This is a genomic window from Mesotoga sp. H07pep.5.4, assembly GCF_003664935.1.
Taxonomy (GTDB): Bacteria; Thermotogota; Thermotogae; order Petrotogales; family Kosmotogaceae; genus Mesotoga; species Mesotoga prima.
This window is the reverse complement of record NZ_JFHM01000002.1, coordinates 1-21,664: the sequence shown is the minus strand read 5'-3', so window position 1 is coordinate 21,664 and position 21,664 is coordinate 1. Positions and strand designations below refer to the sequence as shown.

Annotated in this window: 16 protein-coding genes and 1 pseudogene; 7 read left to right on the top strand and 10 right to left on the bottom strand. The window is 46.2% G+C overall.

Annotated features, from left to right (window positions below; all coding sequences use genetic code 11):
- Window positions 1–13: 13 nt before the first annotated feature.
- Window positions 14–547, bottom strand: coding sequence for a DUF1788 domain-containing protein (locus tag Y696_RS00805; protein WP_121509575.1), 534 nt, complete (start codon window positions 545–547; stop codon window positions 14–16).
- Window positions 531–1,289 carry a hypothetical protein gene (locus tag Y696_RS00800; protein WP_121509574.1) on the bottom strand — a complete coding sequence of 253 codons (759 nt, stop codon included), beginning with the start codon at window positions 1,287–1,289 and terminating at the stop codon, window positions 531–533. Before Y696_RS00800 ends, Y696_RS00805 begins: the two co-directional genes overlap by 17 nt.
- A gap of 902 nt (window positions 1,290–2,191) precedes the next feature.
- Between Y696_RS00800 and Y696_RS00795 the strand changes: the two genes are divergently transcribed.
- Genes Y696_RS00795 through Y696_RS00785 form a run of 3 tightly spaced genes read left to right on the top strand, consistent with a single transcriptional unit; the run spans window position 2,192 to window position 4,439 of the window.
- Window positions 2,192–2,440: a hypothetical protein gene (locus Y696_RS00795; protein ID WP_121509573.1), complete on the top strand. Its 249-nt coding sequence runs from the start codon at window positions 2,192–2,194 to the stop codon at window positions 2,438–2,440.
- Entirely contained in the window at window positions 2,421–3,161 is a 741-nt protein-coding gene (locus Y696_RS00790) for a hypothetical protein (RefSeq protein WP_121509572.1), read from the top strand. The genes Y696_RS00795 and Y696_RS00790 overlap by 20 nt, the downstream gene beginning before the upstream one ends.
- A 3-nt stretch (window positions 3,162–3,164) precedes the next feature.
- Window positions 3,165–4,439, top strand: coding sequence for a DnaB-like helicase C-terminal domain-containing protein (locus Y696_RS00785; RefSeq protein WP_121509571.1), 1,275 nt, complete (start codon window positions 3,165–3,167; stop codon window positions 4,437–4,439).
- A 326-nt stretch (window positions 4,440–4,765) separates the two neighbouring features.
- Here the strand turns inward: Y696_RS00785 and Y696_RS00780 are convergent, their stop codons facing one another.
- From Y696_RS00780 to Y696_RS00760, 4 genes are all read right to left on the bottom strand, one after another.
- Window positions 4,766–5,041, bottom strand: coding sequence for a hypothetical protein (locus tag Y696_RS00780; RefSeq protein ID WP_099772471.1), 276 nt, complete (start codon window positions 5,039–5,041; stop codon window positions 4,766–4,768).
- Between the two features lie 1,804 nt (window positions 5,042–6,845).
- A complete protein-coding gene (locus Y696_RS00770; protein WP_121509569.1) occupies window positions 6,846–7,226 on the bottom strand; it encodes a hypothetical protein in 381 nt (126 codons plus the stop codon).
- 457 nt (window positions 7,227–7,683) lie between these two features.
- Complete coding sequence (locus tag Y696_RS00765) at window positions 7,684–9,228, bottom strand: transglutaminase domain-containing protein (RefSeq protein WP_183084165.1); 1,545 nt, start codon at window positions 9,226–9,228, stop codon at window positions 7,684–7,686.
- Between the two features lie 162 nt (window positions 9,229–9,390).
- Window positions 9,391–11,196, bottom strand: a complete 1,806-nt coding sequence (locus Y696_RS00760; protein ID WP_121509567.1) for a hypothetical protein — start codon at window positions 11,194–11,196, stop codon at window positions 9,391–9,393.
- A 1,101-nt stretch (window positions 11,197–12,297) separates the two neighbouring features.
- Between Y696_RS00760 and Y696_RS14440 the strand changes: the two are divergent.
- Window positions 12,298–12,764 (top strand): annotated as a pseudogene (locus Y696_RS14440) (molybdopterin-dependent oxidoreductase).
- Between the two features lie 393 nt (window positions 12,765–13,157).
- On the opposite strand, the gene Y696_RS00745 reads toward Y696_RS14440, so the two are convergent.
- Entirely contained in the window at window positions 13,158–13,928 is a 771-nt protein-coding gene (locus tag Y696_RS00745) for an ATP-binding protein (RefSeq protein ID WP_259459817.1), read from the bottom strand.
- Window positions 13,929–14,814: 886 nt separating this feature from the next.
- The gene (locus Y696_RS00735) at window positions 14,815–15,984 is read right to left on the bottom strand and encodes an ABC transporter substrate-binding protein (protein ID WP_121509565.1); all 1,170 of its coding nucleotides are present in this window, start codon (window positions 15,982–15,984) and stop codon (window positions 14,815–14,817) included.
- 951 nt (window positions 15,985–16,935) lie between these two features.
- Between Y696_RS00735 and Y696_RS00730 the strand changes: the two genes are divergently transcribed.
- Window positions 16,936–17,499, top strand: a complete 564-nt coding sequence (locus tag Y696_RS00730) for a molybdopterin-dependent oxidoreductase (protein ID WP_183084164.1) — start codon at window positions 16,936–16,938, stop codon at window positions 17,497–17,499.
- A gap of 668 nt (window positions 17,500–18,167) precedes the next feature.
- Here Y696_RS00730 and Y696_RS00720 read toward each other — a convergent pair.
- Together Y696_RS00720 and Y696_RS00715 are read right to left on the bottom strand one after the other, a co-directional pair.
- A complete protein-coding gene (locus tag Y696_RS00720) occupies window positions 18,168–18,887 on the bottom strand; it encodes a hypothetical protein (RefSeq protein ID WP_121509562.1) in 720 nt (239 codons plus the stop codon).
- A gap of 329 nt (window positions 18,888–19,216) precedes the next feature.
- Window positions 19,217–19,648, bottom strand: coding sequence for a Thrombospondin type 3 repeat protein (locus Y696_RS00715; protein ID WP_099772305.1), 432 nt, complete (start codon window positions 19,646–19,648; stop codon window positions 19,217–19,219).
- Window positions 19,649–20,573: 925 nt separating this feature from the next.
- On the opposite strand from Y696_RS00715, the gene Y696_RS00705 reads away from it, so the two are divergent.
- Window positions 20,574–20,885 carry a nucleotidyltransferase domain-containing protein gene (locus tag Y696_RS00705; protein ID WP_180274869.1) on the top strand — a complete coding sequence of 104 codons (312 nt, stop codon included), beginning with the start codon at window positions 20,574–20,576 and terminating at the stop codon, window positions 20,883–20,885.
- Window positions 20,875–21,279: a HEPN domain-containing protein gene (locus Y696_RS00700; protein ID WP_099772511.1), complete on the top strand. Its 405-nt coding sequence runs from the start codon at window positions 20,875–20,877 to the stop codon at window positions 21,277–21,279. The genes Y696_RS00705 and Y696_RS00700 overlap by 11 nt, the downstream gene beginning before the upstream one ends.
- Window positions 21,280–21,664 lie beyond the last annotated feature (385 nt).

Genomic DNA, 21,664 nt, shown 5'->3' with positions numbered 1-21,664 from the left:
TAGTCCTTCTATCTCAAATTACCAATGCCCTGTAAACCGAAGTGGTGTGTCTTCCATCCAGGAATGTCAGTATGTGTTCCTTCCTCTTTCCAGGATAGATAAACAACACCGGATTGACAAGTTTGCCTGTAACTTCCTCTATTAACGGATTCAGACCGAAGAAGCCGTTGAGTATGCCCAGCCTGTGTATAACTGTTAGAGGGCTGTCCTTTGAGGATTTCACTATGCTCTCTGTCATTTTTGAATGCAAGAGATGAGCGAAGTCTTTTATGCAGGACTTGCCCAGAAAGGAGAAGTCATCTGCCAAATTGTCCATTCCATAACTGGTGGCCGTCTCTGAAATTATGCTCCCCAGATTCAACAGCTTACTCCTACCTTCAAAGCGTATCTTAAGTTCTCGGATGGCTGTCGTCTCTTCCTTGGGAGAGACTATGAGTACAACTGCCTTCGAGCCTTCGGTTTCACTGGTCAATGAATCTACCCTCTCCAGCTTTTCAGAGAGTATGTTCAGCTTCTCTGAAAGTGAAAGGTTATTCTTCAAGTGCATTTGGCAGCACCTCGAAATCTATTTTGGGTTCAAGCCTGACTATGTTTCCGGCCATAGCGAACTCGATTATTCCCAAAGCGTTCATTTCCACCAAGTAAGAAACAAGATCCCTCTCGTCCAGTAGCAGGTACTTGAAATCGTCCGAATGCAGGATCTTTGAAGATGAGAGGCCCGAGTTGAAGAGGAAATAAAGGATAGCCATAACGCTCTTCTTATTTGGGCGAAAGTAATTCAAGTCTATGTTTCTTCCATTCGCATTCGCCATTCCCAGTTTAGAGGTTATGGCGAGGTAATTGGTTATCCTCTTGTCCGACATATATGCGGTAAAGCCTTTCTCCTTGACGATGTAATCAATAACGTCTTCACGAAGCAGAAAGGCCGCTCCTTTATGGTATGCAGGGAATATCTGCTCGAGTGTAATGGCCTTGACCAATTCGTCTCTCTCACAGTTCTTCCAGAATAGAATCTCTCTTTTAGTCTGAGTCTCTATGGTTTCAGAAGTCATTATGCGCGCGAAGACTTTCAGAGCTTCAGGTGAGAAACCTTTCACGTAGTCTCCTATGAGCCAGCTAGATACTTCCTTTCTGTATTTCTCGGAACTGTTCGAAAAGGGATCGTCTAAAACAAGATGACGTTTTATTTCCTCTGCGCTCCTTCCCTTCATAACTTCGGCCATTATGTAAATAACATTCTCTAGATGATCGAATGCTCTGTTGAGGTGTGTTTTTGAGTTTGACGGCATATCGCAGACCCTCCACATTAGGTAAATAGATTATAACAACGTGATTGTCATTTCACCAAGTGCAAAGTCTGGCGCTTATTTGTCACGTCATCTGGTCACAAGTCAAGAAGACCTCTGAGGTTTGTCTTACGAAGTAGATTTGCGGCATACTGCTTCAGTGATTAAAGCTGAATTTTGTGTGTATTTACAAGAAATGTTGACAGCGGTCTCGTCAGAAGTGGATCGAAAACAACTCGCTCATGAAAAAAACGGTCGAGAGTATGCTTCTTCGCGTGAACCACACTTCCTCAAAGAGATAATGGGTTTCCTGGTTTGATTATGAGGCTTTCGAATAGCAGCTACACAATGTATTGCCAATTAATACTATTACTATTGGGTTTCATCCATATGAAAATAGGTGATTTTCACCTGAGCTTGGTCTTGGGGATTCTGCATCTATAAAATAGTGACTGATAAACGAAGACCGGTCTTCGGATTATCAAGAAGAGTCTCTTCGATTTTCTGAACTCTCAAGAGGAGTGGCAAGAGAATTCGACTCAGCGGATTCTATCTTTTTCATGGGAATTTGGTAATCAGTCCTTCTTTTGAAAAGCAGCTCCGCTTGTTGGATGATAGATATTCTCAAAACGGATTCAGGTTTTGCTTAAGGAGGTGATTTTGAATGCAGCTCTGCGTAGGAAACAACCGAACACTATATAAATAGGGAGGGAGAAGATCCGAAATTCAACTGCGTTATTCTTTTCGAGCACTCGAAGGGCCTCTGAAGCGAACAGTCTTAACAAAACTTAAAGAATATTTAAGTACTTGGAATCAGGGTTTCTTTGCGATTATGATTTGCCCAGTCGGTGTTTCCTATTCCGATTCCGTAAGAAAAAAACTCAAACTGAAGGAAGGTGGGCAAGTTGGTAAGAAGGAAAAAAGGATCTCCTGCAAGAGATCCGAAAAGTTACAAAGGATATTTTATCCGAAGAGATTCTAGCACAGGAGGATTCGTCAGTTCCTATCGTGATCGTTTCCGCAACATTTCCTTTGAGGAGAGAGTTCACAGGGAGTATCGCAGGATTATGAACGAGATCTACGACAGGAATCGCGATTCCTATACGAATGTAGTTGAAGAAAGGAGAGAACTAGTTGAGAGTCTCAAGATCTAATACCACATCTATTTTCAGAGTTAAGAAGCAAAGAAATTTCGTAGCGATTGACAAGAGTTTTCTGAGTGATCCTTCTCTTTCATGCAAGGCGAAAGGACTTCTCGCCTTCTTTCTTTCCAAACCCGATGACTGGGAGTTTCGGCTCTCCGAGATCAGGAGGAATTTTAAGGATGGAAAGGAGAGTATAAGAAGGGGAATCGAGGAACTTCAGAAGGCCGGTTATGTGAAAAAGGTGAAGTTGCGAGGAACGAAGGGCAAGTTCGACGGGGTGAGGTACCTGATCTACGAAACTCCTTATTTGAGCGAGGTTCACCCGCAAACCGATTTTCCGGCTTCGGCAAAACCGGAAGCGGATAATCCGGCGGCGGAAAACCCGTCACTACTAAATAATGATATTACTAAGGATACTTCGTATCGTGCAGGCACGAGTGAAGATATATCTAAGTGGGGAAAGAATGACTTCATCAAGAGAACTGCAAGTCTGATAAAAGAGAGGCTGGAAATCGAAGACAATTACAAGCTTGCAGCTGCGCTAATAGGAGATTCAGATCGACAGATCGACTGGTATTTCCCCATGTGGCTTGTCGAACATTTCACCGAGGCAATAAACAGGGCAAATGATAAGAAAAAGTACCTTTTCTCGCTCCTGAAGAAACCAGAGTTATGGAAGCTCTTCATGAGCTTTCTCGAGAGCGAGTCGTTTATGGGAAGGGGGTTATGAGAGATGATGATTCTCGATGTCAGGTCCGAAAGGCAAGTGCTGAAGGCTTTGATACACTACATAAATCTTAGGTGCAGGATTGACGAGATAGATCGAAGGTTTCTTTCCCAGGAATCGCAGATTATCTACGACATTATTTCAAAAAAGAGAGACAAAGATCCAACTTTGATCCTGATGGAAATGTATAACAGGGTGGAACGCTTTGATGTCGATGATGTTGATCTGGTAAGCGAAAACGCAGCCAACAATCTGATCGACGACTTCAATGAGACTTTAAGGAACAAGAAATTCAGGTTTCTGCTAAACCAAATCTCTCGTGATATGGGACAAGGCAGCATGGGAGTTGAGGCTGCAACCGAAAGAATCATGTCCTTCCTTCATGAGAGCTCGTCTGGATTCAAGTACGTGGACATGAAGCAGGCAAATATGCTTCTGAAGCAGTTTCACACGGATGTCTGGGCGAACAAGAGCAAGAAGCTTCATTGGCCGTTCAGATATTTCAACACGGTTTTGAACCCTCTTAGGGGTAAGGAACTTGTGGTAATAGCAGGAGAGACAGCAACGGGAAAGACTTCCTTTATGCTGAATACTGCGGATCGCTGGGCTGCCGAAGGAAAGACTATAGGATATATCTCTCTGGAAATCGATGTAGTTGATCTTAAGAACAGAATGCACCAGAAGGATTTCGATATAAACCTCAGTGCAGAGTCGGACAAGCTGAGCGAAGAGGGACGGTTGCTACTGAACGATGCGATCGACAGGACGATGGATCAGAAAATGTATTTCTGTGACAGCGGGGTGAGATCTGTTCACGAGATCATAGCAGGCATTAAGCTGATGAATATGCTTCATCAATTCGATGTTGTCTTCATAGATTATCTCCAGCTCATGAGCTGCACGGGAAAGCAATCGAAGGATGCAGAGATCGGCGAGATAATGGGGTCGCTGAAGGCTCTTGCCATGGATATAAAAGTCCCTATCATAGTCGCCTCGCAACTGAACAGGGAAGTCGGTAAGAACGACAAGGGGATTCCAAAACTCTCAAATCTTCGAGAATCTGGAACGATAGAACACAGCGCCGATGTTGTAATTCTTATCTACAGACCTATTCTGTACAACAAGAGCGAGTCGTTGAACGAATATCATGCGATAATCGGCAAACAAAGAAACGGAAAGACAGGCACTGTCTACATGGACTTCAACATGACGAGACAGTTTATCGAAGGCACGGGAACATCCGCGAAATGCGAAGAAGAATGTTCACCTAGCCTTGTATAGAAACCGGTGCCCAGCACCGGTTTTTTTATCGCCCAAGCTCAGCAGGTTTTTCCGTAGACTGACTCACTTTTTGGAGGAACTTCATTTTTCTGGAGAGGGAAGTAAATAAAGAGCTTGAAAGAAAATCCCAATTGAGCCTGAGCCCTTTGGGATTCTCAACGAATCGGCGCGTTATCATTTGAAATGCGGTGGTACGTCTGGATTTACTTTCAATTTTGCCCTTCTTTAGCGCGTTTCAGAATTTGTGCTGTCAAAGTCGATTGTATTCCTTATAAGAACAAGGGCCCTTACGGGCCCTTGACCTGATTGAGTAGGGGTTTTATCTCTTACAGCTGTGCTGCTTTTCCGAATCCTCTGCCTAGTCCCGGTCCCTTTTCGCCAGAGGCTCCGTGCCTGTAGCCTGTTCCATCCTGGGCATTCTTCAGTTCTCTTACACCGTCATTCGGGCAGTTGTCGTTTATTCCGTCGCCGTCTGCATCTACGAAGTTCTCACAGGTTGTAGGATCCTGAACTCTCTGCATCGTCTTCGTTCCATAGCCTACTGCCAATGTCATTCCACCGATCAGAAGAACCGTTATCGTAATTAACACTATCTTTTTCATCTCTTACACCTCCATATGATTTTTGGTACATTCTCAGTCTACGGCCCGTTTCTTGGAGCCCGCTTAAAAGCCGCTTAGAGATTGCTTAGAAAACGGGGCTGGGGGTAGCGGATTGGTGGTAGGAAAGAGCAAAGGACCTGGTTAGCCGTTGGACGGTTCTCCGTTCCCCGAAAAGGACAGTTGCAAGTTCCAAGATGCAAGTTGTGAGTCGCGCCAAGAAGCAGCTGATCGTCAACGGTCCACCGTCCTCAGAAAACCAGTAGAAGTGATGCCGCTTCCGCGGGAGGCAGTCAGGAGCCAGTCTGCTGATGCAGGCCAGCGCCCACTATGTCGGGCGAAACGACTGGTGTTTGTTTGAAGATGCTTCTCGCAGTAAAAAACAGTCCATGCCCCAGATCAAGGGCGATCCTTTAGAAACTGTTTGAGCTTCTGAATAAGGATTTTTTTAATCCTCCCCTGAGGGAGGAGGGCCACGTAGTGGCGGAGGAGTCTCCAACGTTTGGGAAAGTTGCTGCCCTGACATAGTCCCCTGAGACGGTTGTTCGATGTTCATTCATGGTTACTTCTAGGAGCATATTTATGGATCACAGACCAAACAACGTTAAGAGTGAATTTGTAGTTCATTTGCAAAAGGCCAACCTATTCTAAAAGTTGTTCAAAGACCACACTCCCCACCGCAAGCGGTCCCCCCCGCTCAAGCGGGCATTTAAGATCAAGATCATTAAGAGCCGTCCTTCGAAGAGCAGTTGCAAGTTCTCAGTTCCAAGTTGCAAGCATAAATGACGAGGTTCGGGGTTGGTGGTTGCGGGTTGGTAAGAGCAAAATATCAGTTCCAAGTTTTGAGTTGTTAGAGCAAAGGCCGGGATTAGAGGTTTGAGGATAGATGTAGGAAGATCAAGATCGTTCAGAGAATCTAACACTGCGTCATGCTGAACTTGTTTCAGCATCTAGCTCTTAAGAGCCGTTCTTCGTTGCCCGTTCCGGATCATGGAACCGACCCTAGAAAGAGTAGTTCTTCGTTCCGACGCTGCGCGTCCAGGTTCTTCGTTCTTGGATAAGATCGAAACCTAGATCCCGAAACAAGTTCGGGATGACAATGTGGGGGACTTCGCAAACCCGCTGCCCGGACAACTTCCTCAGTTGCATTGAAACCCTGAATCGATTGCCGGTTCTGTTCGCGAGACCCCATACCCTGTAATAGATACCCTGCCCTTCGCGTCATGAACTCGTTTCAGCATCTCTATCCTAAGAATCGCTGTATGCTTAAGAGCAAAAACCCGCTGGTCGCTGCAAAGAGCCATCCTTGGTCCTTCGTCCCAAACCATGAACCCGTCCTTGGATAAGATCAACACCAAGATCCCGAAACAAGTTCGGGATGACCCTGAACAGAGGCATTTCAGGGCAGGCTCCGTGGAATGACAACAAATGCTTGTTCCGAAAGCGTCTAAATCCTTCATCTGAACTTGTTTCAGCATCTCGATCCTGAGAGACGCTTTACGCTTAAAATCAATAACCCGATGATCGCTGCTGAAGATAGTGTTGTCCGTCAACGGTTCCCCGTCCTCCGAGAAGAGACCAAGAGCAGATTTAAGATCAAGAACACAGAGATGAGTGATGTGTCGACGGCTCCTTTGTCGATGGGGTGTGGTGAATACATCGAGAACGTACCTCATGTTTAGAATAACGTATGCGCGCCTTCAGATTCATAGATTTTAGAATTCGAAGAGACTTCCCGATTCGCTATGAGTCAAAAAACCTTCTGCCGGTTTCCACAGAAGGTTTGTATGTTTTTTATTGAAGAAATCTATATGAGCTCTTCGATCTTTTTCTCGAGCTCTTCGGGTATCTCCGTTCCGAAAAGAATTAGTGTCCCATAAGTGGGACCGTAACCTTCCCTCAGAATCTTCTTGATCGAAGCCTGAAGCTCGGCTCCACTCTTCCCCTCTAGAACATTCGAGCAGCTAAACTTTATTCTGTTGGGAAAGAGGTTGTCCTCCCAGATGATTTCGTCAGACTCGAACTGCTCGCCAGTTATCTCACAAATTGCAACGCCGTTGTTTTCGATGAAGAAAACCAGTCTCTCTCCGGGCTTCCAGTTGCCGTATCTCTTTCTGTTGCAACCCCAGACTCCATGTTCCCTTCCAGTCCTGAAAGCCTCCCATGAACGCGACTTCGCTATCCTCATTCTCTCAGCTCCTTCGACTCATATTCATGCCAATCTTAGCACCAAGGGAGTAAAAGAAAAAAGCGAGAGCAATTCAGTTTTACAAGGATATTTATTTGGACGCAAGAGGGAAAAGGATCAGTTGCAAGACCCGTGGTAGCAGGTACGGGGTAGGTGGTAGGAAGAGCAAAAGAAACTGGTTTGCCGTTGGTTCTCCGTTCGCCGGGAAATGAAGTGAAAAACCGCAGCGATAACAGGTGAAGATTTCATGCGTCGAGCACCCATTTCTGTTCGTACCGGGACTCTTTTACCTAATCAAGTATATGAAATCGGGAGCCTCAAACCACTTATGTCTCACTTTTTATTAGCGTTTGCGAGTGTTTCTTCAAATTAGTATACTGGCCAGTAACTTACTGTGCAGTATACAGACCGTTTTTCCGTTGTATCGGGACTTTTATGAGTGAAGCTTAATCTTCCTCTACCTCAAAAGAAAGTCATCCGGAAGTTGCCCGATCAAATCGATCAGTTCCGCCTCGGTAGACGTCTTGATTAAGATTATCTGCTTACCTTCTCTCCATTCGTTCACTATTACAGGCAGTTCCGAAGATGAGAACTCCGGCAGATATTCTTCGATATAAAATGGCATTTTGTCGGGATAATCGAGTGAGTAGAGGACTACGACTAGTTCCGTCTCCAGAAATCTTTCGTATTGTGAATTGCCAAGACTTAGAAAGCCCTTTCTTGAAAATCCTTTTATGAATCTTTCTTCGAATACTCCCACCGGGTTGCTCATCCCATAAACTAGAACTGAGTCATTCACTATTTCGACATCAGGGACATTTTCATCGTTTAGCGGGCCGTCCAAAAAGTCCTCGGGCAGTTCTTTGATTATTTTCATCAATTCGTCTGTTGTATCTGTCATTATAAGAACAATTCTCCTGCCGTCCCTGATTTCGTTCAGGATTACGGGCGTTTCCGAAGATGAGAACTCTGGTATAATGCTCAACATGTAGTCGGGCATCGTGGCGGGCTGATCAAGAGAGTGGAGGACTATTATCCTCTGAGTACTCATCACTTCGTCTATATCGGCGAAGTATAGATTGAGAAGCCTCTTGTTAGAAAGATGCGCCGTGAATCTATCGTCGAACAGTTCAACCGGACTCTGTTTTCCAAAAATTAGAGCCGAGCTTCCCATGACGGTTGAGTGGCCGGTGAAGACTCCGGATGACTTCGTCTCCCCTGTCGTGAGGTCAATATAGTCGTATCCCGGATTGTTATAGACTGAAGGATCAAAGATCCAGAAGAGATCCATCATCACAGGTCCCATCTCTTTGTCGTTGTGCACACCCAAATCCCATACCTCAATAGATTTCGCAAACACATAGTACCCGTCGGGGAGCGAGAAGTTGTTTCTGTCATAGTTAAGGTAAAGCCTGCCAGAAGTCGAGTCTACAAGATACCATTTTCCTTCTATAAAGACTTCGACAAGAATGTGACCTACTATCATGCCGCTGTTTGAGCTCTTTCTTGCCTCGATCCAGTCAATCCGTTCAGTCTGGATGAAAACGGAAGGAATCCCCTTTGCTCTTGCAAGCGAGACGAAGGCTAGTCCATAGTCTGTGCAGCCCGTCACCCCTCCTGATGTTATGATCTCGTGTGATGTTCTACCGAACTTTTCTCCCTCAACCCCCCTCAGATTTCGCATCATCCAGCCGTATATCTCTATAATTGTTGAAAGATCCTTCTTGTCATTAAACTGATCGGCGATCGCGGCAATCTCATCTGTGATTCGGGTCTGGGGGCCACATTGTAAAAACAACTCCGGATTAGAATAATCGACATTGAGAAAATACCCTCTGAAAACGGGAACTTCGATTCCGTTGCTGTTCTTGAGTTTCTCAACAACTGACTCCTCTACAGTCTCTTGCTCGACAGCCTCGGCTACGGTGAAGTACTGTAATAGGCCGCACCCAGAAAAGAGAAAGAGACTTAATACAATCAAAACTAGTAGCAGGTGCTTCATTGTAACACCTCCCGATGATCTTCTTTCAGAAGCCTTAAGAAAACCCATAACTCCTTTGGAAAATTCGACAGCAGTATCATGCTTTGATTACTTCCAGCAAATGGGGCAACGAACCGTTTTCTACAACTCGTTGCCCCACAATTATCTCGATTGAGTCCGACCTCAGTTATCCGGCGAGATCGTCTTCGGAAGGTTAACTACGAGGCCACCAAACGTCGGATCAGGGAATTCAATTCCCTCAAGCATCTCATAGTTTATGAGGGTGGGGAAGAAGCTTAAGAGATCTGAAAAACGTTCGGGGTGATCGAAGATGTTGTAGAGTCTCAGGATAATAGTCTTTTCATCTTCATCGACCGGGATCTCAGTATCGAGATCTTCTCCGTTTGGCCTTATGTAGTCCAGAAGTTCCTCCTGTTCGCTCGCATTTTCTGCCATGGCATCGTAAGCATCCTGACCGAACGGGATGTACCACTGTGAAGTCAGGTTGTGCTTATTGTCTTCGGTCTGAGTGTCGCTGAAGAGATCATCTGCCAGAAGCAACGTAGTTTCAGGTGCTTCCAAAAGGGTATCCCTTATTGAACTCAGCCATAGAGGACTTTTGGAGGGGTTCCTGAATGTCAAGAAGGATATGCCGATAAATGCCTTGACTTCTGACGCATCGATATTTCCGTCATTATTTGTATCGATCTCCGGAGGATCTATCTCATCATCGGCGTCTTCTAAATACTCCATGAAAGCCTCCGATGGCTCGAGATCATAAACGGTAAATGCTCTGGCGCTTGAAAGGGCACTGCCGACCAGCATTTTCAAAATTGCTATTTCTCCTTCATCGATTACAAGATAATCATTTTCATCGAATCGGGGAGCGTACTCTATTTCAAGTCCCTGTGAGATCATGAACCAGAAATCGAGATCGAACACCGCGTCTCCGCCATCGGGATCAACCTCGATCGAGACTATGTGATCTCCCTTCGGCTCTTTCTCCAGGAAAAGGATATCCGTATACAGACGGAAGCTTTCTGTGTAGGTTGTAGAATTGTCTTTGCTCACTACTTCGAGCATCAGCTCTCCGTCGCTTTCGACAACTCCATCTTTGTCCCAGTCGAATTCGTTGAGAAATACTTTCACAACAATATTCATCTCTCCACTCAGATAGGAGATATCGCCCCAGACTTCCTGAAGGCTGTCAGCGTACTCCTCCATCTCATCCTGAAAATCTCCGATCTCCCCGCAAAGTGAAAAACCGGAATTCTCTGCTATGGAGCTGCTTGAAGCAAGGAAATTTACCAGAAGCTCCGGATTTCTGAGAATCAACGAAGATCTCAGCTTCATATTAAGCAGTTTTGCGCGAATATCCGCTGAAATGCTTTGAACAACTTGATCTGGATTCGAAACAAGTTCTTCGAAACCAGCCAGCATTTCGCTTCGATCAAATGTTCCTGCAATGTCAAGAGAACCAATCTGCGAATTGTATATGTCCAGAAGCTTCAGTAATTGCGGAATCGCCTTCATAGCTCCACGAATGGCATGACCTTCGGGATTCTCAGGATTCCTCTTCACGAAGTCGTCAATAATCTCTTCAGACTCTTCGGCGGTCTCCCCAGATAGCTTGATCTCGGCCTTTTCACCTTCCGGAATGGGATTTACGTTGATCAGGAACTCTGCTACTCCGCTCTTGCCTTCATCACTTGCGCTCACTTTCACATTGAAAGGGCTGTTTTCGCCGTCACCGGGCAAAGACGTAAATACATAACTCTTTCCGTCGATTCTCCCGGGTCCGCTGCTTACCGAGAATGATATCCCGTCGGAGACAGATGATAATACGAACTGATTGAGGTCAACAACCAGTTCTTGGCCCTCTGTCACCTGCTGATCGGGAATCTCAATCTTGATAGCTCTGAATAGAGAGCAGCCGCCAAGCGCTATCAAGGTGAATAGAGAAAGAAACACGAGGATCTTCTTGAACATCTCTTTTCCTCCCTTTTTTTATGATGGGTTTGAATAAAGGCATTTGGTTCACTTTGCATAGCTTTCCCGATTCAATCTTACACTTTATTCACAGAAACACAAAAGAGTCTGTTCTTTGTTCCAGAACGAGGATCTGTTCTTCGTTCTTGGTCAAAGTCAATAAACACAAGATTCTGAAACAAGTTCAGAATGACGGGATGTTGTGTTCTTAAGAATTACAGGACGCTGTCACGGAATGTGATGTTTTCGGTAAGCCTGGATGCTGAAACGAGTTCAGCATGATCGATTGAGACGTTTTCGAAATAACCAGCGCTATCATTCCCGTCATGACTTCTCAGTCGTCCCTCTCATTGTCATCCCGAACTTGTTTCGGGATCTGGTTCTAAGAACGAACAACCTGGACGCGTAGCGTCGGAACGAAGAACTGCTCTTTTTGGGGACGGGTTCTTGCTCAACGAAGGACCAAGGACGGTTTTTCACAGCGTTCAGCGTCTCTCAGAACTGGGATGCTGAAACAAGTTCAGATGACGGGATGTTGTGTTCTTGAGAATTACAGGACGCTGTCACGGAATGTGATGTTTTCGGTAAGCCTGGATGCTGAAACGAGTTCAGCATGACCGATTCAGACGTTTTAAATAACCAGCGCTATCATTCCCGTCATGACTTCTCAGTCGTCCCTCTCATTGTCATCCCGAACTTGTTTCGGGATCTGGGCTTTGGAAACAATTACAACGAATGAATATATGAGTGGAAGGATGACAGTCATCTTCGGTGAGCAGCCTCTGCCCTTGGCAGAGCCAGTAACACTTCGTGCGGCCAGCTCCGCTACGCGGGCATAGAAACAGCTGATCGCAGAACGCTCTGAAGACGCTATATACGCTTTGGTCAGAAGACTCGACGGTTGCTGCCACCCGTTTGACTCATGAAGACCTTAAGCGAAGTCATTAGCTCTTGAACAAAGCCATCTAATTTGGAACGAAACTAGATACGAGGAAGAGAATGTTTTGAACTTGCCGGTTCTTATTTCTTACTGGAATTATCGCAGTGGTATCTATTGAGTTTGGAGTCACATTCGGCACAAATGATGGGCCCTTAGACTAGGTGGTGGTAAGGGAGTACCAGGGCGTCAAGCTGGACGACCTGAGCGCCTTCAGAGAGAACTCGATAAAGGGCGTTCAATATGTGAATATCGAAGAATACGCCTTGAAGATAGGTGGCCTTGCAGAAACCCCTTATTTCATGAACTACACGGAATTGCAGGAGCTTCAGCATGTAGAAAGGCTCGTAACACTGCATTCTGTGGAGGGATGGACGGCGAAGATGCTATGGGAAGGGATTCCGCTGATGAATTGATCGAAAAGGCCGACCCGGACGATAGAGCGACAAATGTGATATTCAAGTCAACCGACGGCTACACAACCATTCTGACCCTCGACTATATCAGGGAAAGGAATAGCATACTGGCCGGCAGTTTGAACGGGATCAAGCTGCCGCCGGCTCAGTGCTTTCCCCTCATTGTGGTCGCCGATGACAGATTGGGCTATAAGTGGGCGCGCTGGGTCGAGTAGATCGAACTGTCAGACGACGACAAGTATAGAGGTTACTGGGAAGAATTCGGATACAGCAAAGACGGAAGCCCCGACAAACCGATGCTCGACAGGTAGAACGAGAATTAACTCTGACAGACATCTGTTTCGTTTCAATCTGGCCGGATACATCCGAAGACCCTGAATAGACGATGCTTCTTGACCTGTGAGTCGAGTCTGTTCTCTTTGGAGCAAGAAGTGTCCTTCGAGACAGGATTCGCGGGGATAATTAACCAAGAGATGAAACTAAATCAGATAAGAGACTTAAGTTAAGACGCTGGTTTTCAAGAAATTGCCGCTGGAGGTGAAACTAACGCCGCATCGCTTAGAAACTACACATGCGATGTTTTTTAAGAAATCGTCTTCTTTTTTCACTCACCTTCGGGAATCTTCCACATCGAGCAACCTCTCAACTAAAAAAGCTCTCAACTCGACCGCCTCAAGTATCGAGAAGTAGCCCGGATGCTCCGTTCCAAACTCACCAACAAGAAGATTCTTGCCCTCCTCCCGAAGGGGCGAGAACCTGTTAAAGAAGAGTTCTCGAATCTTCATCTCAAAAGAGGCCTTTTCTTCAAGAAGCCACAAATATTGTGGAATGCCACCGAGAACTGAGTACCACTCTACAGCCTCTTCAAATGAATAGCCGAAGCTTCGCATCATTTCGAGAGCTTCCCTGAAGCGGAACTGGTTCAGCTCGACTTTGTGATCGCACCTTCCGAAGAGTGGTGCCTTCTGGTCCAGAAAGATTCGCTTCATCATCCCCACATATGATCCACAAAGAATCAGTAATCCTCTTCCTGAATTCTCGTCCCAAACTTTCTGTAGGATCGAAAAGACCGATTGATCGACTCTCATGAAGTTCTGAAACTCGTCGAAGATCACTACTTCCTGAAGGCGAAACAACGCCCTGAAGAAGCCTTCCCAGCTGTCAAAGCTTCCTTCGAATATCTGTGAAGAGAAGTCTTTCAGCAGAGTCTCCGAGGAGCGAGTATCTACAAAGAAGTATTGCGCATCCGGATAAACCTTCTTCAAAAGTGTGGTTTTTCCGATCCTCCTGCGCCCAAAGAGCGCGACCATTTTCTTTGACTTCCTCTTCGTGAGCCCCTCAAAAAACGCCAGCTCATCGTTACGATCAAAGAATTTCATTCTTGCCTCCGATTTGTATACTGACCAGTAACTTACTGTATAGTATACAATTTTCAGAGCAGCATCGGCAAGCTTTTTCTTGACACTTCAGCTTCAGTTGCTCGAAATGAACCCCTCTTCCGAGACCCAGCTTTTTTTGAACCACGCCAGTATATTGATAAGGTTAGTTCGCTCTGTCTCACTCAAGTCAAGTGGAGGTTACTGTCGGCTGTTATCAGGAAGATAGATAAGATTAATACGTCGGTATTAGGGGTGACAAAAGAATCAAAACCTTCGCGTTACTCATTTCCGTTCTGAATTCTGAGAGACTAAGAGTCATGCCCAAAATTACGATAACTTTTATCAAACGCGGGCAGACAATCAGTACCTACTACCCTTTTCGCCAATTTTCTTTAGAGAAAGATCTAGACCATAATCATTCTCTCTTGATCTTGTCAAAGAAAAACAAGATGCGGAAGACCATGGTTGTTCGTAGGTGGTTGCAGATTCGAGAAACCCCGAGATTTCGAATGGAGTTGAGAATGACGGATTGTTGTGTTCTTCAGAATTACTAAGCGCTGTCATTCTGCGGTGCTCTTGCACGGGATCACATTCTCTGACTTCTTTCTCTTCTTTTCGCCCTCCTGGCGCATAATAGTCAGCATCACTTCTCCACACCAGCAGCCTCACTTCCGGCGATGCATTTCGCCGCATTATTACAGCACATGCCTTCTCGTCGGATGATGGCGGACCGTTGACTGACAACGGATTCTTTGTCTTCCCGGCGTTGAGCGTATTTCATCATGCGTTAAGCGGGTCTTTGCAACGGCCAGCGAAAGGCAATTCTTCGCCAGAGGAGTGGAACTGGCATTTACAAGCCATGACTTGCGGCAAAAAGCTCTTCTGTCTATTCTGCAATAGCCGGATCGGGAAGGTACTCGGGAATCATTTGCTTCACCGTTCTGAACTCTCCGTTCTCAACCTGGATTATCGACACTGATTTGTCGGGAATCCTGCTTCCGTCGTTATAGCTTATTGTTCCGGAGACACCCTCGAAATCCTCAATTTGCGCCAGACCTTCAGGGATTTTTGCTGGAGAATCGCTCCCGGCGAGTTCGATTGCCTTCGAGACCAATCTGAGGGCGTCATAACCCAGCGCTGCGAAGGCATTTTCGGGGATTTTTCCGAACATTGATTCGTAATCCGACACGAATTTCCGGACGGTTTCGTCTGGAGCTTCGAGTGAAACATGAGTCGCAAAGACGACGCCTTCGGCCGCTTCCCCTCCGATTTCTACAAGGAGCGTTGTATCGAAGCCGTCCTCTCCGAAAATTGGAATTGTAACCCCGTTCTCCCGAAGATGCCTGGCGATCAAACCGCAGTTGTCAGGAACGGCGCCGACGTAGACGAAGTCGACCTCGCCCCTGTCCTGATATCCCTTCAGACGGACGGCCATTGAGGAGAAATCTTTCATGCTTACCTCGAAGTAATCTTCAAAAACTGTCTCGCCTCCGTAATGCTCAAGTGCATTTATGAAATACTCAGTTACAGCGACGCTGAAATCCACCGCCGTGTCGATCCAGATTGCGCATCTTTTCAGCCCAAGCTCTTTCACAACGTATTCTGCAATCGCCGAAGCCTGGGCATTGTCTCCGAAGCAGGCCAGCCAGGCCCCGAAACGTTCCGGAATCCTTGGATGTGTCGCTCCGGGCGTAACAAAAGGGACTCCATATTCTCGGGCAACAGTAGCCGCAATATTGACCCAGTGCGTGTCGCAATAGCCTATCAAAACGGATACCTTCTCATCCTCTATGAGCCTAACTACCGCTCTTCTCGTTTCTTCTTCATCGGCCATGGTGTCGACAATCTCCAGATGAATCTCGCGCCCCAGAACACCCCCGGCCTCGTTGATCTGGGATGCAGCCAGTTTAACTCCATTGGCGCAGGGAGTGTCTATCGAGGCCCAGTGGCCGGTAAGATTCATCACTACGCCTATCTTTATAGGTTCCTGCGCCGAGGCAGCTGTTACGAGAATAACGACAAATAATGAAACGGCTATTATCAAATGTCTTTTCATGAGTTCAATCCCCCCTTTGCAGCTATTCTACACTACCCGGCAAATATTATTGAAAAGAAGTATACTAGCATTTCTTATAGGATCACTTTACTAATGCGCATCTGAACATCGTCGACACGACTCAATGCATTGTCTTCAAGAACTATCCAGGAATCTTTTCTACGAAGACAAGTCTTCTCAAGGCAAGGGCTGTTCGCACCTTAAAAGAGTTACGGAATCTTCTGACACCGTTATCCCGAACTTGTTTCGGGATCTGGGCTTTTGAAGGCCGTGGCCGGGGGTTGGGAGTTGGAAAGACCAGAGTGAAAACGTATCGCCGTTGAATGGTTCTCCGTTCTCAGAAAAGAACGGTTGCAAGTTCCAAGATGCAAGTTGTAAGGAGAAGAAGAAGACCTTTTTCTAAAGGACGATGAAGTAAGCTCGTTACTGACATTCAAGAAGAGAGCATCGAGATTCTGAAACAAGTTCAGAATGACGGTTTGGTGTGTTCTTAAGAATTACAGGACGCTGTCAGGGATGTGATGTTTTCGGTAAGCCTGCCGGATGCTGAAACAAGTTCATGACCGATTGAGACGTTTTGAAATAACCAGCGCTATCATTCCCGTCATGACTTCTCAGTCGTCCCTCTCATTGTCATCCCGAACTTGTTTCGGGATCCGGGCTTTGGAAACAATTACAACGAATGAATATATAAGTAGAAGGATGACAGTCATCTTCGGTGAGCAGCCTCTGCCCTTGGCAGAGCCAGTAACACTTCGTGCGACCAGCTCCGCTACGCGGGCATAGAAACAGCTGATCGCAGAGCGCTCTGAAGACGCTATATACGCTTTGGTCAGAAGACTCAACGGTTGCTGCCACCCGTTTGACTCATGAAGACCTTAAGCGAAATCATTTGCTCCTGAACAAAGCCATTTAATTTGGAACGAAACTAGATACGAGGAAGAGAACGTTTTGAAGTTACCGGTTCTTATTCTTACTGGAATTATCGTAGTGGTATTTATTGTGTTTGGAGTCACATACGGCACAGATGATGGGCCCTTAGACGAGGTGGTGGTAAGGGAGTACCAGGGTGTCAAGCTGGACGAGCTGAGCGCCTTCAGAGAGAACTCAATAAAGGGCATTCAATACGTGAATATCGAGGAATACGCCTTGAAGATAGGTGGTCTTGCAGAAACCCCTTATTTTATGAACTACACTGAACTGCAGGAATTTCAGCATGTCGAAAAGCTCGTAACACTGCATCGTGTGGAGGGATGGACGGCGAAGATGCTCTGGGAAGGGATTCCGCTAATGAATTTGATCGAAAAGGCCGACCCGGATGATAGAGTGACAAATGTGATATTCAAGTCAACCGATGGCTACACAACAAGTCTGACCCTCGTCTACGTTTGGGAAAGAAATATCATACTGGCCGACAGATTGAGCGGGATCGAGCTGCCGCCGGCTCAGGGCTTTCCCTTCATTGTGGTCGCCGAAGACAAATGGGGCTACAAGTGGGCGCGCTGGGTCGAGTAGATCGAACCGTCAGACGACGATAAGTATAAAGGTTACTGGGAAGAATTCGGATACAGCAAAGACGGAAGCCTGGACAAACCGATGTTCGACAGGTAGAACGGGAATTAACCCTGTCAGAGATCTGTTTCGTTTCAGTCTGACCGGATCATCCGAAGACCCCAAATAGACGATGTTACTTGACCTGTGAGTCGAGTCTGTTCTCTGTCTGTGGAGCAAGAAGTGTCCTTCGAGACAGGATTCGCGGGGATAATTCACCAAGAGATGAAACTAAATCAGATAAGAGACTTAAGTTCAGACGCTGGCTTTCAAGAAATTACCGTTAGAGATGAAACTCACGCCGTCCAACAGGAATGACGTCATGAAACCCCTTAAAAAAACGTGTTCTTTTTTTCACTCACCTTCGGGAATCTTCCACATCGAGCAACCTCTCAACTAAAAAAGCTCTCACGTCGACCGCTTCAAAGAAAAAAGCGCAGCCGTCGTGACAGTCACTCCAGCGCGCTTCATCGCAAATCACCCATATACGAAATGAAAAAAAGTCAAAACAAATCAATTCGATTACTTATTCCTTAAAATTATTATACATAAACAATCGCCAAAATCAAAATAGGCAAATTCTATCGGAAAATTCAAGCTGAGCTTCCGCGAATTCGCCGGTTATGCGAGACTCAACCTTCGTCCCGCTTTATTCTTCCGCCGCCCCTTCTTCTTATTATTGTGGGCGGTTCTTCCGTTTCCGGCTTAGTCGGGGGCTCTACGGAGCTGACCGGTCTCTGCGCGACCCGTCTTACATAAGTATCCTTGTCATCTTTGTCATCGAATTTGAGGACGCCTTCTGCCTCCTTCTTCTTTCGGAGCTCCCGCAGCGCCTTGCCCTTGTTTATTTCGGTCTCTCTGCCACGAAGCTCTTCAAGTTTAGACATCACCTTATAGATATAGTCATTTTCCGAGTATTTCAGCTCGATGTTTGTTAGATCCCATTCTTCCTCGAATTTTTTCTTGGCCTTTTCTACTTCCTCCATGTACTCTTTCTGAAATTCTTCGAAGTGCTTGATTTCGTCGGCGATCACATCCAGCTCGATATCTTCCTCTTCAATCTCAACTGCATCTAGTCTCTCTTCGGTTTCTTTCATTCTTTCCTGGAGATCGGCATATCTCCTTTGATCGAACTGGCTCAACTTGCTTAGCAACTGAGATACATCTCTTTCTGCCGTCCTTGCCCAACCGGGCCTCCGCAGCTTCTCGCTGTCGTTCTGAGGTATTAGTCTTTCCATATCGTTCTCGATTCTTTCCAGCTGATCTAGCAACGGCTTCTTCCTGTACTCAAACATCGTAAGCCTGTTTCTGGTGAACGATTTGTAATTAAGTTCCAGAGATCTGTTCCTCATAGCTGTGTTCATCCTCCTCGACTAAGGGATTCTTTGTCTTGATTTTCAGAACGGCGGCAGAAATGACCTTCGCTCAAAATGAAAGATACCGATTTCTCATCGTTAGAAAGATTATATTCATTTAACAAGTTGTTCCGTTCTTCTGGAGAGTCTTGTCGAGATGCTTCCTGAAGCTGTGTTCATGAAACTTTGCTCGAGTTGGATCATTTCTGGAAGGCATGATTTTCTGCGCGGAAGGATCTTGAATAAAGCACTTCTGAAGAATTAGCTTTTGAATTGCAAGAAAAAGGGCCCATATAGGGCCCGATCTAGATCTTTGGGGGATGGGGTTATCTTGTCTTTCCGAAGCCTTTACCGCGTCCGGGACCTTTTTCGCCAGAGACGCCGTATCTGTATCCTGTTCCGTCCTGCGCGCTCTTGTTTTCCATAAGTCTTTCGCCGCCGTTCGGGCAGTTGTCGTTAATGCCGTCTTCGTTTGCGTCCACAAAGTTCTCACAGGTTGTAGGATCCTGAAGCCTCTGCATTGTTCTTGTGCCGAAGCCGCCTTCAACATCTTTTCCGGCCGGTCCTCTTCTGTTCATGTAGACCTTTTCACCGTCAACCGGGCAGTTATCATTTACTCCGTCTCCGTCTTCGTCCACGAAGTTCTCACATGCCGCCACATCCTGAACTCTCTTCATCTGCCTTGCACCGTAACCAACAGCCAAAGTCATTCCGCCAATCAAGAGAAGCGCTATCGTAATCAGTACTACTTTCTTCATCTGCTTTCACCTCCATCTGATTTTCGGTATATTCTCAGTCTAAGGTCCATTTCTTAGAGGCAGCTTAGCAAAACCTTAGAGTTTGCTTAGAAACCGGGGTTGGGGGTAGGAGGTTAGAGGTCGGAAAGAGCGAAGGATCAGTTGCAAGTTCTCAGTTCCAAGTTGCAAGAATAAATGACGAGGTTCGGGGTTGGTGGTTGCGGGTTGGTAAGAACAAAATATCAGTTGCAAGATGCAAGAATAAACGACGAGGTTGGGGGTTGGTGGTTGCAGGTTGGTAAGAGCGAGTGAAAAAGGATCACCGCTGAATGGTTATCCGTTCTCCGAATAAAAAAACCTTTTGTTCGTTCCAGAGCGAAGAGCAGTTCTTCGTTCCGACGCTGCGCATTCAGGTTACAGGAAAAACCAAGATCAGAAGGTTGAGGCGGGAGATTTACGCGAGGGGCAAGACGTTCGCTGCGCTCATGAGAAGACGAGAGCGAAAATAGGGACTGACGATTCTCCTCACGTCTGCCCCTTTTTCGCGAGGGATAGGGATCCTGACCACGAGCATTGTCAGGATGACGCGATGCAAGAGAAGGCTCTCATCACTAGCCACTCGTACAAACTACTTACTTCAGCACCCGTAAGGCTGCCCGAAATGTCTCTTTTTTGGGCTTACGTTAAGGGTCATCACGAACTTGTTTCGGGATCTGCTCTTGAACCGATCGAAGATGCGGGTTAGATGTTTCTGATTGAAGAAAACCTTGAGAGCGTAATTCTGAATCAAGTTCAGATGATAGTATGTGACGTTCTTGGAAAGTCCACATTTATTCCTTTCTACCGAAGCCGAGCATGAATCCCCGATGCTTCTGTTAGCTTTTCGACTTCGTTATTGAGAAAACAGCATTTTGCTATAATCTAGTGGAGTCGAGGAGGTGTAAATGTGGTCGATAATGATCTTAATCTATTACTGGATCAGATTGTTCAGCTGGCGTCTCCCTTAAGAGTACTGCTGTTTGGCTCGCGCGCCAGGGGCGAGGGTTCAGTCACGAGCGATTATGATCTCCTGGTTATTGTGAAGGATGGGGAAGGCCGCAGGAGAACGGCACAGATGCTGTACAGAGAAATCAAAGGTGTAAAAACTCCTTTCGACCTCATTGTAGCTACCGAGAGCGATATCGCAAATTACGCAGACAATCCCTTCATGGTTTTCAATAGTGCCCTGAAGGAAGGAATAGAGCTATATGCATCTTGACGAAGAGAATCGTGGTATTTCGAGAACATGGCTCAGTTACGCTGAAAGTGACCTTTCTTTGGCTTCCATAAAACCGGAAGGCGCGATTCTGCCGGGTACCCTGTGTTTTCTCGCACAACAGGCTTGTGAGAAGTCTCTCAAGGCACTGCTGATTTACTGCGGAATCCAGTTTCCGAGAACCCACAATATCAACGTTCTCATTCAGCATATACCCGACAGCATACAAATTCCGGAAGAAGTGTTTGAAGCGGCTAAGCTTACAGACTATGCTGTCTCTTCTCGATATCCCGGAATCGTTGAACCTGTTACCGAATCTGAATACAGAATGGCTCTCGAATCAGCCAAGTTCGTTTTCGAATGGGTTTCTGATTCGATTATGAGTTCAGAGTATTGATTGAGACCAGATCCGGGATCGAGTTCGGGATGACCTTTAACAGAGACTCGAACAGGAGCCCAACAGGAGACCCCAAACAGGACCCCTGAACAAGAGCATTTCAGGGCAGGCTCATTGGTGCAGGCTTCAGGGCAGGTTCCGTGTAATGACAACGAATGCTTGTTCCGAAAGCGTAATAATTTGTCATGAACTTGTTTCAGCATCTCGATCCTGAGAGCCGCTGAGCGCTGCGAGGAGCTGTTCACCGTTGATCGTCCCAGATCATGAACATATTTACCCCGCAAGGATATTGGAGATAAATAGAAGAACAGATAGGATAGAAGAGTAGAGAGGGGGTAAGTATGAAAGGGAAGAAGCAGAGGAGTTTTAGTTCTGAGTTTAAGAT

Bases quoted from the DNA above. Each gene is read 5' to 3' on its own strand.
- Y696_RS00805 (WP_121509575.1), bottom strand. From the start codon at position 547: ATGCACTTGAAGAATAACCTTTCACTTTCAGAGAAGCTGAACATACTC.
- Y696_RS00800 (WP_121509574.1), bottom strand. From the start codon at position 1,289: ATGCCGTCAAACTCAAAAACACACCTCAACAGAGCATTCGATCATCTA.
- Y696_RS00785 (WP_121509571.1), top strand. From the start codon at position 3,165: ATGATGATTCTCGATGTCAGGTCCGAAAGGCAAGTGCTGAAGGCTTTG.
- Y696_RS00780 (WP_099772471.1), bottom strand. From the start codon at position 5,041: ATGAAAAAGATAGTGTTAATTACGATAACGGTTCTTCTGATCGGTGGA.
- Y696_RS00770 (WP_121509569.1), bottom strand. From the start codon at position 7,226: ATGAGGATAGCGAAGTCGCGTTCATGGGAGGCTTTCAGGACTGGAAGG.
- Y696_RS00765 (WP_183084165.1), bottom strand. From the start codon at position 9,228: ATGAAGCACCTGCTACTAGTTTTGATTGTATTAAGTCTCTTTCTCTTT.
- Y696_RS00760 (WP_121509567.1), bottom strand. From the start codon at position 11,196: ATGTTCAAGAAGATCCTCGTGTTTCTTTCTCTATTCACCTTGATAGCG.
- Y696_RS00745 (WP_259459817.1), bottom strand. From the start codon at position 13,928: ATGAAATTCTTTGATCGTAACGATGAGCTGGCGTTTTTTGAGGGGCTC.
- Y696_RS00735 (WP_121509565.1), bottom strand. From the start codon at position 15,984: ATGAAAAGACATTTGATAATAGCCGTTTCATTATTTGTCGTTATTCTC.
- Y696_RS00720 (WP_121509562.1), bottom strand. From the start codon at position 18,887: ATGAGGAACAGATCTCTGGAACTTAATTACAAATCGTTCACCAGAAAC.
- Y696_RS00715 (WP_099772305.1), bottom strand. From the start codon at position 19,648: ATGAAGAAAGTAGTACTGATTACGATAGCGCTTCTCTTGATTGGCGGA.
- Y696_RS00700 (WP_099772511.1), top strand. From the start codon at position 20,875: ATGCATCTTGACGAAGAGAATCGTGGTATTTCGAGAACATGGCTCAGT.